Source organism: Erysipelothrix sp. HDW6C (assembly GCF_011299615.1).
GTDB lineage: Bacteria > Bacillota_I > Bacilli_A > Erysipelotrichales > Erysipelotrichaceae > Erysipelothrix.
In genome coordinates, this window is sequence record NZ_CP049861.1 from 709,358 (window position 1) to 720,907 (window position 11,550).

Consider the following 11,550-nt stretch of genomic DNA (forward strand, 5'->3'; position numbering starts at 1 on the left):
ATGACAGTGTGATTCTTTGGTGCAGTATATTCAATAAGTTATTCCTATTATATGGACAACTTCTTCAGTGCGGCAAACAGTATACAATTTCTTCACCAAAGTTCCCAAAACATTAAAAAAGACGATTTCTCGTCTTCGTTAGATAAAAATGTCTTCATCACGATCGTTATCGCCTTCATCTGGATCAACATAGACTGATGATACAACAACATTTCCTGATGCAAGGGATGCAGGGACATCAATGATTCTTTGGTTTGATGAGCCGCGAAATAATGCGGACATGCTTTTTTTACGAATCATGAAGCGTCCATCAATTACGATATCAAGTAACCCAAGTAATTTTTGAACATAGGGGTCATGATGGCGAATGAGTGCTTCATATTTAAATCCTGTATAGGACCAAAGGTTATAACCTTGCTCTTTGAGTGCTTTCGCAATATGATAGAGTGCTTCTGCTTGAACAAAGGGCTCACCACCTGAAAATGTAACCTTCTTTAAGTCAGCGTCCAATACTTTTTCAATAACTTCATCAACGCCGATTTCCGTACCACCTTCAAAAGGAATGGATTTTTGATTGTGACACCCTGGGCAATTGTGTGGGCACCCTTGGGTAAATATTACCGTGCGGATGCCTTCGCCATCGACGATTGAATCAGATATAAATGATGAAAGTCTTATTTTCATAAGAGATTGTGTTTAACGCGGTCGTTCTCTTCGGAACGTTTCGCATCATTGAAGCGGTCGAGTGTACCAACGAGGTAACCAGTAATGCGGCGAATGCGTTCGAAACCGTAGTCACCATCTGTTTCAAGACGGCCACAGCTTGGACACTCATCGTTGATAATTCCGGTATAACCACAGTCTGGATCACGGTCAACGGGATGGTTAACAGCTCCGTATCCAATTTGAGCATCGTGCATGAGACGGACTACTTCTTCGAATGCTTCAAGATTTTGTGTCGTGTCTCCATCCAATTCAACATAGGTGATGTGCCCACCATTTGTCATTGCATGATATGGTGCTTCTAGGCGCAGTTTATCAGCGATTGAAATATCATAGTAAACAGGAACATGGAATGAGTTTGTGTAGTAATCGCGGTTGGTAATGCCTTCGATGTTTCCAAAGATTGAGCGATCAATTCCCACAAAACGTCCGGCAAGACCTTCCGCAGGTGTTGCGATTAGTGAGAAGTTCATCTTTGTTTCTTGTGCATAAGCATCGGCTTTGTCGCGCATGTATTGCACAATCTCAAGACCGAGTTTTTGCGATGCATCGCTTTCGCCGTGATGCTTACCGGTTAATGCCTTAAGACATTCGGCAAGACCGATAAATCCAAATGCAAGCGTTCCATGTTTGTAAACCTTGTGTAAATTATCTTTAGGTTTGAGTGATTTAGAATTCTTCCAGACACCTTGACCCAGTAGGAACTTAAAATTTGCTGTTGATTTACTGCATTGGATACGGTAACGTTCCAACATTTGCTCTTTCATGAGTTCAAGCAAGTGATCCAGTTCTTCGTAGAACGCAACCATATCTGCTTTTTCATTGTTGAGAATTCCGTGTTTGATACCCAATCGTACCAAGTTGAGAGAAGTGAAACTCAAGTTTCCACGCCCGACAACGGTTTGATCTTCAGGATCGTTGATATCACTCATAACCCGTGTACGACAGCCCATGTAAGCAACTTCGCTCGCATAGTTACCTTCACGATAGTATTCCTTATTAAATGGGGAATCAATGAACGAGAAGTTTGGGAACAATCGTTTGGCTGACACTTTAATTGAGAGTTTAAACAAGTCATAGTTCACATCTTCTGGGAAATAGTTGACACCTTCTTTAACCTTGAAAATTGAGATTGGGAAAATCGGTGTTTCACCTTTTCCGAGTCCTTTATCTAAGGCTTTTAGGTAGTTTTCAACAACCATACGTCCCTCAGGAGAAATGTCAGTTCCAAAGTTGATTGAACTGAAAGGAACTTGTGCCCCTGCACGTGAATGCATTGTATTCAAGTTATGGATAAATGCTTCCATAGCTTGGAATGTGATGCGGTCTGTGACACGAACTGCTTTATCGTAGGCTTTATCAATGATACGAAGCGCTTGTGGATTGTCATTTACAAATTTTGCAAATTCTTTTGTATCGATTGTTAGTGAATCAAGATTATCGACATGCTTAATAATCCCTTTCATATCAGAAGTATCCAAGAGTTCGGATATTTCAAGGAAATCATAGATACGTTGTTTCAATTGCTTTTTAAAAGTAAGCAAAACTCCCGGAGCCATGTAGTAATCAAATGCAGGAATACTTTGACCGCCGTGTTGATCGTTTTGGTTTGATTGGATTGCAATCGCAGCCAATGCTGTATAAGACATGATGTCTTTTGGTTTGCGCAAGTGGCCATGACCCGTTGAGAAACCATTCTCAAACAATTGCTCTAAGTTAATTTGATTGCACGTTGTTGTACCCATTGGTAAGAAATCCATATCGTGAATATGGATTTGACCGGAGTCATGCGCTTCATAATAGTCTTGATCCATTTGGTATGCTTTGGCAAATTCTTTTGAAATGGTCGAACCAAATTGCAGCATCATACCCATTGGGCTGTTACCATCAACGTTCGCATTTTCACGTTTATCATCATTATCGATTGCTTCTTTTTGATTCAACTTCTCGATTGCTTTTAAGAATTTATGTTGCTTCGAAATGAATATCTTACGGGACTCATTGCGTCGATTACGGTAGGATGCAAAGGATTCATAAACATCCGTAAAGTTTTGACGTAGAAGTTCACGTTCTATAAGATCTTGAATGTGTTCGATTGAAATAAAGTCCTCGCGTTTTGCGATTTCTTCAATTTGTGCCAAGACAGCACTATAAACATGATTCACATCGTCTGAAGTGTATTTATCAGACTCTAAGGAATCAAAGCCCTTTTTAACTGCTACGGCTATTTTTTCACCATTAAATTTGGATTTTTGATTATCTCTTTTTAAGATTGTAATTGTATCCATTATTGACAAACGCCCCCTTGTTTTTCTGTACAGGACTATCATAATTAATTTTTTTGGAAATGCCAAAGAAAACAAGGGTGTTTTTCATTAGTACAGCACTTCACAAACTATAAGGTTAAATATATAACGATAAACATTAAACATAAAATATGTTATACTGAAATCAAAGGGGTGGAAATATGATAATTGTAAGATTGGATCGGGTTATGGCGGATCGAAAAATGACATTGCGTGAACTCTCGGAACGTACGGGTATTTCGGAGGTAAACCTCTCAAAACTCAAGAACTCACGTGTAAAGGCGGTTCGCTTTTCGACTCTCAATGCGATATGTACAGAATTAAAGTGCCAGCCGCGCGATATCTTTGAATTTGTATACGATATTTAACATGAAAAAACCCTGAAATACAGGGTTCAAAATGTCATCGTGAATGAGACTGGTAGATTATTTGCCAGTTTTCTTTTTAAGTAGTTGCGCCTTCAAGGCGTTTTTATTTGAATTATTGAAGAATCCTGAGGATGTATCCTGCTGTGAATCCTTGTTTTTTAATTTGTTACTTTTGGTATTATTAAAACTTACCTGTTTTTTATTGTTATTTGCTTTCATAAGAAACCTCCGTTTGTTTCAAGACAAAAATCATTCCAATCATGTGTTAGTTTTGATGAACATTTTGATAGGTTTGATTAAATGTACATGGACCGGTCCTCGTTTCTATAGTTTTATTATAAAGGCTATGGGGAGTATGCGCAAGAATTACTCTTTATGATTGTTGCGAAAGTTAAGAAACGCGAGCTCCCAATCGGTATTGAAGTGATCGGACTCGGATGTTTTATTGGGATGGATTTCACGAAAGTATTTTAGGAATGGTAGAACAACATTACCGCCGTCACGTACGGATTCAAGAATAAGTTCGGACCAAATAGGATTTATTGTATAATACTCCGACAGTCGGAAGTCCTCTTCGTAGCGAGGAAAGATTAACGAAGACTCAAATGTGCGAACATCCAAATGATTCGTAGCCAAATCAAGAATTGCATAATTAAATACAGGTGTGTCGAGCGGGATTCCAAGTGTTCCAGGATTGATAAATCGTTTCCCATGCAACATAACATCTTCGACCCGATGCGTATGACCGTATAAACAAATGTCAAACTCGTAATGCTCAATAAGGCGCTCGTAAACGCGGTGTTGTGTTTTTTCATCAAGAAGTTCTGCAAATTGGTCGCCGTGGACAATCAAAAAACGTGTATTTGCGATAGTTACCTTGCGAATATCCAATAACCCACTCAAGTATTCAACACTTGCGCTGTTGAGCGATTGTTGTGATGTATGCATGGGTTTTTGATTGTTGTAATTAAAATCAAAGTCATTGTGCAAGAGTGCACGATCACGATTGCCAAGAATTGCAAGGTCAGCGTGTTCAGCAACAAGACGAACAACTTCATTATCCGAGAAGCCATCCGTAACATAGTCACCGAGAAAAATGTAATAGTCGACACCCATTGCCTTGGCATCGGTGAGTGCAAGTTGTAAAGCAGGCAGGGTAGAGTGAATATCACTCATCAAAGCAAGTTTCATAAGAATCTCCACCTTTCTTGAATTATCATAGCATTATTGTCATATGTTTTTTGTGAAGATAACTTTCACAAAAAAGATGTCTGCAAAAGACATCTTTAAAACTTAACCATCGATAGATACAAGTTGAATCTGGTCCAGTTGCATACCAAACTCAACATCAATAATATGAATATCATCGAATGTATGATTTAAATAAGAAATGACACCCCACCCTTCACCTAGGATCCGAAAGGATGGTTCGCACAACTTCTTGGTAACATCCTCTTTACTGTGTTCGCCAAAACAAGCGAACAAGCTTCCTTCATCAATCAAATACTGAACAATAGCGTCGAGTGCTGTTGGATATGTTTTGATTAGCGTTTTTGTTTGTTCTAATAAGGCTTCAGAAAAAATTCTATAATTGATTGTCACTGAGAATGTCTCCATAATGTATTCGATATCATCGTCTAAGTAATTGTTTTGCATGCTTTATCCTCGCTATCTTGGGTAAAATTATAGCGCAATCGGTTTGAAAAGCAAGAAAACATGCGCGAGCAGTCGCTGAGCGTGCGCGAGAAGTAAAAATAAAGGGGAAATATACCCTTTAATCGAGAACATAATGGTTCACAAAATATGAATGTGGTATATTTATAATAAGACATATAATGGTAGAAAAGAGGCTATTATGAATTCACCTTCACTATTCATTGCCTTTGTGGCACTCAATCTTTTTGCGTATATTACGATACGCTTGCGTCCAATTATCTTTAAAGTAAAACTGTTTAAACCCATGATTTGGAATTTTAAATTATCGTTGTTACCCATTGTGATATTACTGGGGACAGATGTCCTTGCAATTATTATCTCCGTAATCTCAGCTTACACAGATATTATCGTGCTTCGTTATTTGGCGATTCTCATCTTTGCGCTCGGGATGGTCCTGTGGTTTATCATGTTACCCAACTCAGGATACCTAATAACAGAGCTCAACTTAACGCACCGCAATGAGGACAGTCATGAAGTTCCAATTTGGTATGATATCGTTTCTGTACTTTCATTTGCCCTTTCAGGAATCGTAAATACATTGATAAGCATTGTTATTTTGCAAATTACATTCTTAGTGGGCGTTGATCCTGAACAGTTAACCCGTTCGGACTTTGTGTCATTTATCGTTACTGCGATAATCATCAATCTCTTTGTTGCGATTGGTGTGTATTTTGGACGACAAATACGATTCAATTCATGGGATCTTCTCCATCCAAAGTCATTTTTCAAGAAGCTAAAGGCGCATTTCTCCAACCCACACGTATTCAAAGAATTTCTTCTATTTATCGTCATGCATACGACATTCTTTATGATTATGTATTACGCTCTCGGAATACCGTATATGTTTAAAATGACATAAATAAATGGGGCTTTGAGGGAATAGATTGTATTATTGCAGAATTTTTGATAAAATAGGTGAGTATATTATCTATAAAAGAAAAGGTGTGACACATATGGCAGGGCTATTTAAAGTATTATTATTAATTACATCAGCGGTACTCATCATTCTATCTCTATTACAAAGTGGAAAAACAGAAGGTTTCACAGGTGCATTTTCAGGAAGTAAAGGTTTAGACTTATTCTCGAACGCAAAAGAGCGTGGCGCAGAAAAGGTTCTTTCAAACGCTACTTTAGTTACTGGAATTCTATTCATTGTATTTGTTGTAGCCACACTGATGAATCAATAGGAACCGCGCAAAGCGGTTTTTATTTTACAAAGACAACTATGAAAAATTATGAAGTAGTACGTGATGAAATATCACAGACAAAAGAATTACAATCGTTAGAAGCATGGATAGAGAACTTCAAAACAACGATTGGTTTAAGTGCGGCTGATTTTAAGAAAATCATACAACGCATGATTGATGAAGAAGAGGTTGTAGTCCATAAAGAGAAAGTATACTTCCTCGATAACAAACGCTTTGCACGAGGTACATTCCGTGTGGTGCGTGATACATTTGGATTTGTTGAAAATGACCATGTCTCAATATATATTGCAGGCCTTGATTACAATGGGTCGTTGGATCTTGACGATGTATTGGTAGAAATTAAAAGTGCTGAAAAACAATATGGTGTTATCGTAACAACATTAAAACGCAATCGCGATGTCCTTTTAGGCACAATGAAGATGCGCGGTAAGGGCTTGTTCTTTATCCCTTACGATACAAAGATTACATTGCAAGTTGAATATGAAAAAGGCAATCTCTCGTTAAAAGAGAATGATCGGGTTATCGGTAAAATCCTTAACGTCGGCGACAAGATTGATGTAGAAATCACATCAGTTCTTGGACAAGCAGATGAGCCAGGGATGGATGTTCGTTCTGTATTGTTTGTTTACGGTATCGATGTTGAGTTTCCAGAAGAAGTCCTTGAGGAAGTGAAGTCAGTCCCATCGGAAGTATCAGAAAAAGAAACCGAAGGCCGCATGGACCATCGTGATCAATATGTCATTACAATTGACGGTGAAGATGCAAAAGACCTTGATGATGCTATTTATATGGAATCACTCGCCAATGGTTTTCGTTTGTATGTTCACATCGCCGATGTTGCTCACTATGTGAAACAAGACAGTGCGATTGGTAAGAGTGCGTTTGAACGTAGTTCTTCAGTTTATATGGTTGACCGCGTTGTGCCGATGTTGCCTAAGGAATTATCAAATGGAGTCTGTTCACTACACCCGAACGTTGATCGTTTGGTTATGACGGCCCAAATTGATATTGGCTTCAATGGTGAAATTATTGATTACAATATCTACCAGTCGGTAATTCATTCAAAACGACGCATGAGTTATATAGAAGTAAATTCAGGGGAAGACTTGAAAGAAGTACAACCCATGATTGATATGATGCGTGAGTGTGCATCACGTCTAAAATACAAGCGTGAACAAGCAGGGTCCATTGGATTTGAAAGTGATGAAAGTAAATTCATCATTGATAACGATGGTAATGTCCTCGATATCTTCAAACGTGAAACGGGAGAAGCAGAAGAAATGATAGAAATGTTTATGGTCACCGCCAATGAAGTGGTTGCACGTCATGCACGTTATCAATTCATTCCAATTTTATACCGAATTCACGATCATCCGACCAAAGAAAAAATGCAAGATTTATCTCATACACTGCGTATCTTAGGATATCGCATGAAAGGGAACCTTGAGGAAATTCGTCCGAAGTCACTTCAAAAAGCATTGGAGTTCTTCGAAGGGAAACCAGAGTATCCGGTGGTATCAAAACTGATGCTTCGTTCGATGAGCAAGGCAAAGTACAGTCCAGAACCAATTGGACACTTTGGATTGGCACTCGAAGACTATGCTCACTTTACCTCGCCGATTCGTCGTTATCCCGATTTACTACTTCACCAACGTCTCAAGAAATACGTTGTGAAACAAGATCGCCGTAACGTAGAAAAAGACGAAGCGTTCACTGAAGAAGCTGGAATTCATGCTTCAAAGAAAGAACGATCAATTCTTGATGCAGAGCGTCAAGTTGAGAAGATTAAGAAGGCACAATTCATGCAAGACAAAGTTGGCGAAACATTCATTGGCTACATCAGTGGTGTCACGAATTTTGGAATCTTTGTGGAGTTGCCGAATACTGTTGAAGGATTAATCCATGTCAGAACATTGAATGATGATTTCTATCAATACGATGCAATGGCGCAAAAAATGATTGGTGAAAGAACCAAGCAAGTTTATTCAATTGGACAAAAACTAAAAGTCAAACTTGTCTCAGTCGATAAGATTGAACATGTTGTGAATTTTGAAATTATCAAACCGAGAACACGGAAGGGGCGTAGAGTGATTCATGAGCGTCGTCGCAAAAAATCGTAAGGCATACCATGACTATTTCATAGAAGATGAATTTGAAGCGGGAATGGTATTGCAAGGAACCGAAATTAAAGCAATTCGTCAAGGACTTGTGCAACTAAAAGAAGCGTTTATTACTATCATCGATGGGGAAGCGTGGATTAAAGGCATGCACATTGGTCAATACGAACAAGGCAATCAATTCAATCATGATGAGACTCGAGAACGAAAACTCTTGTTGCACCGTCATGAAATTGAGAAACTTCAAAAAGCGCAAACCTTAAAAGGATACACAATTGTACCGCTCAACATTCATTTGAGTAAGGGTCGTGCAAAACTGCAAGTTGCTATGGCGAAAGGGAAACATCTCTATGACAAACGTCAAGTTGAGAAAGAGCGTACTTTGAACCGAGAAATGCAGAAAGCCATGAAAGAACGATATTAGAGAGCATCTTAGGATGCTCTTTTTCATCCGAAAGTGTCAATTGTGATAAATAATTAACACAAACTCAGGTGTGTTTCATTGACTTTATGAAACTAACGATGTACTATTTTAGTAACACAGGAGGTGTTATTATGCCAACAGCACTAATAGTTATTTTAGCGATCGTTGCGGTCGTCTTGTTATTTGGTATTTCACAATACAACGGTTTTGTCCGTTTAAAAAACCTTGTTGAAGAAGCTTTCTCAACGATGGATGTTTACCTTAAGAAACGTTACGACCTTATTCCAAATATCGTTGAAACAGTAAAAGGGTATGCAAGCCACGAGAAAGATACACTTCAAGGTGTTATCGAAGCTCGTAATAAAGCTGCAAACGCTACAACACCCGAAGCACGTATTGAAGCAGAAGGTGATTTGAACAAAGTTATGGGACGCTTATTTGCATTAACAGAAAGCTACCCAGATTTGAAAGCAAATACAAACTTTATGGATCTTCAAGGACAGTTACAAACAATTGAAACTGAAATTGCACAATCCCGTAAGTACTACAACGGAACAGTACGTCAGTACAATACAAAACGTGAATCGTTCCCATCAAACATCATTGCTGGTATGTTCAATTTCGCAGCGAAACCTCTCTTCGAAATTACCGATGATGCAGAACGTGCAAACGTTAAAGTACAATTTTAATTTAGGGGGTAACCCCTTTTTTGTTAAGGAGGGAATAATATGAAACAAATAAAACGCATAACGCTCTTTTTTGTTATTCTCTTAGGACTGTTAGTTATGCCAGTGAGTGCGGCTTCAAATGACATCGAGGGGCGAAATTTAGATGTTAAAATGAATGTTCGCGAAGATGGTGTCATTGAAGTTCATGAGACTTTGGATGTCTATTTCAATGGACGGAATCAAGGGATTTTTGTGGTGATTCCACAAGTATACGAGAAAGAATTTGACGGAGTATCAAAAACGTTCTTTTTTCCAATAAAGAACTTTAAGGTGCTCAGTGGTGATGAAGTCAGTATAGAGCGAAATCGCGAAGGTATCACCGCTCGAATGGGGGAAGAAGGCGTTTATCTGTCGGGTGACAAACGATACGAATATTCTTACGAAATTCATACACGTCAATTTGCACCAGCAGGTAGACAGATTATTTATCAAAATATTGTCAGTAGTGAGTGGCTGTTTCCAATCCAAAATGTAACATTTAGCATTACTATGCCGAAACCATTTGGATTGGCGCCACAACTCTATGCAACAACCAATAACCTTCCAGTACCTCATGAAGTTGTTGGAAATACAATTTCAGGTCACTACAGTGAGACATTGTATCGTCAAGGCCTATCATTTTGGTTAGAGGTAGAAGATGGTTACTTTACTTATCCTGTGTTTGATTACACGTGGATTGGGCTTGGGTTAACTGGATTACTGACAGCACTTTTTGTAGCACTTTATACAAAATTTGGTAAGAAGAATCCCGTTGTGGAGTCTGTCGAATTTGCAGCGCCGGAAGGAATTTCAAGTGCGGAAGTTGGTTATATTTATCGTGGGCATAATGTCTCGAAAGATATCGTGTCATTGATTATCTATTGGGCTTCTCGTGGTTATTTAACAATCGAGGAGCTCGATGAAAAGGGCGATAATATCAAACTTACCAAACTTAAAGATTTACCCGGTTCAGAGAATGTTGAAGAGCGACGTGTTTTCCGTGAGCTCTTTGAAGGTCGTGATGAAGTCACAACAAAACAACTTAACGAAACATTTGGGGCTGTTGTTCAACATGCAACACAGACACTTGGAAAACGTTTTTCGGGAAGTAAAGAAAACCGTGTCTTTGATCGTACATCAAGTACGGTAAAAGCACTTGGTTCGATTTTCCTTCCGTTTGGAATTGGTCTTTTCGGTGGGTTTGTAAGTTTTAAAACAAGTGGCTATGGTGGTGACTTTGCGACTGGATTTGTTGTCACATTTGTTGCATTTATGATAGTTACAATGGTGGGGGTTGCGACGCTGCCTCGTGATGGTATTAACAATGTTGTTAAGAGTCCTACAGGCGGTATGTTTATTACATTGGCAGTAGCAGCACTTGCATCGTTAGTTGTCTACTTCTTTATTGTAAGTGGAAACGAAGAACTCTGGATCTTTATTATCGTACTTGCACTATTCTTGATTGGTTTGTATTTTGTGGCCAATATGGGACGACGAACACCGAAAGGGTCGCGTTGGTATGGTCAAATCTTGGGACTTGAGCGTTTTATCAAAGTCGCTGAAGAAGCGCGCATTCGTGCGCTAGCGGAAGAAACACCTGAGATATTCTATGATGTTCTTCCTTACGCCTATGTTTTAGGAATTACCGATACATGGGTTAAGAAATTTGAGTCCATTGCCATTCCTAAACCGGATTGGTATATGTCGACGCGTAGTGACTTCACAACGTTCTACTTGTGGTCATCACTCAATCGTTCGATGCGAACCATTAACAGTTCAATGGTGAGTGTTCCGGCACCAAAAGGCTCGTCCGGTGGTGGCGGAAGCTTTGGCGGCGGTGGCGGAAGCTTCGGCGGTGGCGGCGGTTTCGGCGGCGGTGGCTTCGGTGGAAGTGGCGGCGGTGGCTGGTAATCGTCACAAAAACTGTGGATTTTAGGTCCACAGTTTTTTTTATGGTTAAAATTGGTGTATAATTTAAACA

Annotated in this window: 12 protein-coding genes; 7 read left to right on the top strand and 5 right to left on the bottom strand. The window is 39.2% G+C overall.

Annotated elements, in window-relative coordinates; all coding sequences use genetic code 11:
- Positions 1-138: 138 nt before the first annotated feature.
- Complete coding sequence (nrdG, locus tag G7062_RS03060; protein WP_166064460.1) at positions 139-684, bottom strand: anaerobic ribonucleoside-triphosphate reductase activating protein; 546 nt, start codon at positions 682-684, stop codon at positions 139-141.
- Entirely contained in the window at positions 681-3,011 is a 2,331-nt protein-coding gene (locus G7062_RS03065; protein WP_166064461.1) for an anaerobic ribonucleoside triphosphate reductase, read from the bottom strand. Before G7062_RS03065 ends, nrdG begins: the two co-directional genes overlap by 4 nt.
- A 179-nt stretch (positions 3,012-3,190) precedes the next feature.
- Here G7062_RS03065 and G7062_RS03070 point away from each other — a divergent pair, with 179 nt between their 5' ends.
- On the top strand, positions 3,191-3,397 hold the full coding sequence (locus G7062_RS03070) for a helix-turn-helix transcriptional regulator (RefSeq protein WP_240915979.1): 207 nt from the start codon (positions 3,191-3,193) through the stop codon (positions 3,395-3,397).
- Positions 3,398-3,454: 57 nt separating this feature from the next.
- Here G7062_RS03070 and G7062_RS03075 read toward each other — a convergent pair whose 3' ends face one another.
- The 3 genes from G7062_RS03075 to G7062_RS03085 form a co-directional block, all read right to left on the bottom strand.
- Positions 3,455-3,616 (bottom strand): hypothetical protein, encoded by a 162-nt coding sequence (locus G7062_RS03075; RefSeq protein ID WP_166064462.1) that lies wholly within the window; start codon positions 3,614-3,616, stop codon positions 3,455-3,457.
- A gap of 147 nt (positions 3,617-3,763) precedes the next feature.
- The gene (locus tag G7062_RS03080; protein WP_166064463.1) at positions 3,764-4,588 is read right to left on the bottom strand and encodes a metallophosphoesterase; all 825 of its coding nucleotides are present in this window, start codon (positions 4,586-4,588) and stop codon (positions 3,764-3,766) included.
- Between the two features lie 102 nt (positions 4,589-4,690).
- Positions 4,691-5,053 (bottom strand): hypothetical protein, encoded by a 363-nt coding sequence (locus G7062_RS03085; RefSeq protein WP_166064464.1) that lies wholly within the window; start codon positions 5,051-5,053, stop codon positions 4,691-4,693.
- A 199-nt stretch (positions 5,054-5,252) separates the two neighbouring features.
- On the opposite strand from G7062_RS03085, the gene G7062_RS03090 reads away from it, so the two are divergent.
- The 6 genes from G7062_RS03090 (at position 5,253) to G7062_RS11445 (ending at position 11,480) form a co-directional block, all read left to right on the top strand.
- A complete protein-coding gene (locus G7062_RS03090) occupies positions 5,253-5,972 on the top strand; it encodes a DUF1361 domain-containing protein (RefSeq protein WP_166064465.1) in 720 nt (239 codons plus the stop codon).
- Positions 5,973-6,066: 94 nt separating this feature from the next.
- Positions 6,067-6,300, top strand: coding sequence for a preprotein translocase subunit SecG (gene secG, locus G7062_RS03095; RefSeq protein WP_166064466.1), 234 nt, complete (start codon positions 6,067-6,069; stop codon positions 6,298-6,300).
- A gap of 38 nt (positions 6,301-6,338) precedes the next feature.
- Positions 6,339-8,441 carry a ribonuclease R gene (rnr, locus tag G7062_RS03100; protein ID WP_166064467.1) on the top strand — a complete coding sequence of 701 codons (2,103 nt, stop codon included), beginning with the start codon at positions 6,339-6,341 and terminating at the stop codon, positions 8,439-8,441.
- Complete coding sequence (gene smpB, locus G7062_RS03105; RefSeq protein WP_166064468.1) at positions 8,416-8,862, top strand: SsrA-binding protein SmpB; 447 nt, start codon at positions 8,416-8,418, stop codon at positions 8,860-8,862. Before rnr ends, smpB begins: the two co-directional genes overlap by 26 nt.
- Positions 8,863-8,993: 131 nt before the next feature.
- Positions 8,994-9,551, top strand: a complete 558-nt coding sequence (locus G7062_RS03110; RefSeq protein WP_166064469.1) for a LemA family protein — start codon at positions 8,994-8,996, stop codon at positions 9,549-9,551.
- Between the two features lie 39 nt (positions 9,552-9,590).
- Complete coding sequence (locus G7062_RS11445; protein WP_205700147.1) at positions 9,591-11,480, top strand: DUF2207 domain-containing protein; 1,890 nt, start codon at positions 9,591-9,593, stop codon at positions 11,478-11,480.
- Positions 11,481-11,550: the final 70 nt, after the last annotated feature.

Bases quoted from the DNA above. Each gene is read 5' to 3' on its own strand.
- nrdG (WP_166064460.1), bottom strand. From the start codon at position 684: ATGAAAATAAGACTTTCATCATTTATATCTGATTCAATCGTCGATGGC.
- G7062_RS03065 (WP_166064461.1), bottom strand. From the start codon at position 3,011: ATGGATACAATTACAATCTTAAAAAGAGATAATCAAAAATCCAAATTT.
- G7062_RS03070 (WP_240915979.1), top strand. From the start codon at position 3,191: ATGATAATTGTAAGATTGGATCGGGTTATGGCGGATCGAAAAATGACA.
- G7062_RS03075 (WP_166064462.1), bottom strand. From the start codon at position 3,616: ATGAAAGCAAATAACAATAAAAAACAGGTAAGTTTTAATAATACCAAA.
- G7062_RS03080 (WP_166064463.1), bottom strand. From the start codon at position 4,588: ATGAAACTTGCTTTGATGAGTGATATTCACTCTACCCTGCCTGCTTTA.
- G7062_RS03085 (WP_166064464.1), bottom strand. From the start codon at position 5,053: ATGCAAAACAATTACTTAGACGATGATATCGAATACATTATGGAGACA.
- G7062_RS03090 (WP_166064465.1), top strand. From the start codon at position 5,253: ATGAATTCACCTTCACTATTCATTGCCTTTGTGGCACTCAATCTTTTT.
- secG (WP_166064466.1), top strand. From the start codon at position 6,067: ATGGCAGGGCTATTTAAAGTATTATTATTAATTACATCAGCGGTACTC.
- rnr (WP_166064467.1), top strand. From the start codon at position 6,339: ATGAAAAATTATGAAGTAGTACGTGATGAAATATCACAGACAAAAGAA.
- smpB (WP_166064468.1), top strand. From the start codon at position 8,416: ATGAGCGTCGTCGCAAAAAATCGTAAGGCATACCATGACTATTTCATA.
- G7062_RS03110 (WP_166064469.1), top strand. From the start codon at position 8,994: ATGCCAACAGCACTAATAGTTATTTTAGCGATCGTTGCGGTCGTCTTG.
- G7062_RS11445 (WP_205700147.1), top strand. From the start codon at position 9,591: ATGAAACAAATAAAACGCATAACGCTCTTTTTTGTTATTCTCTTAGGA.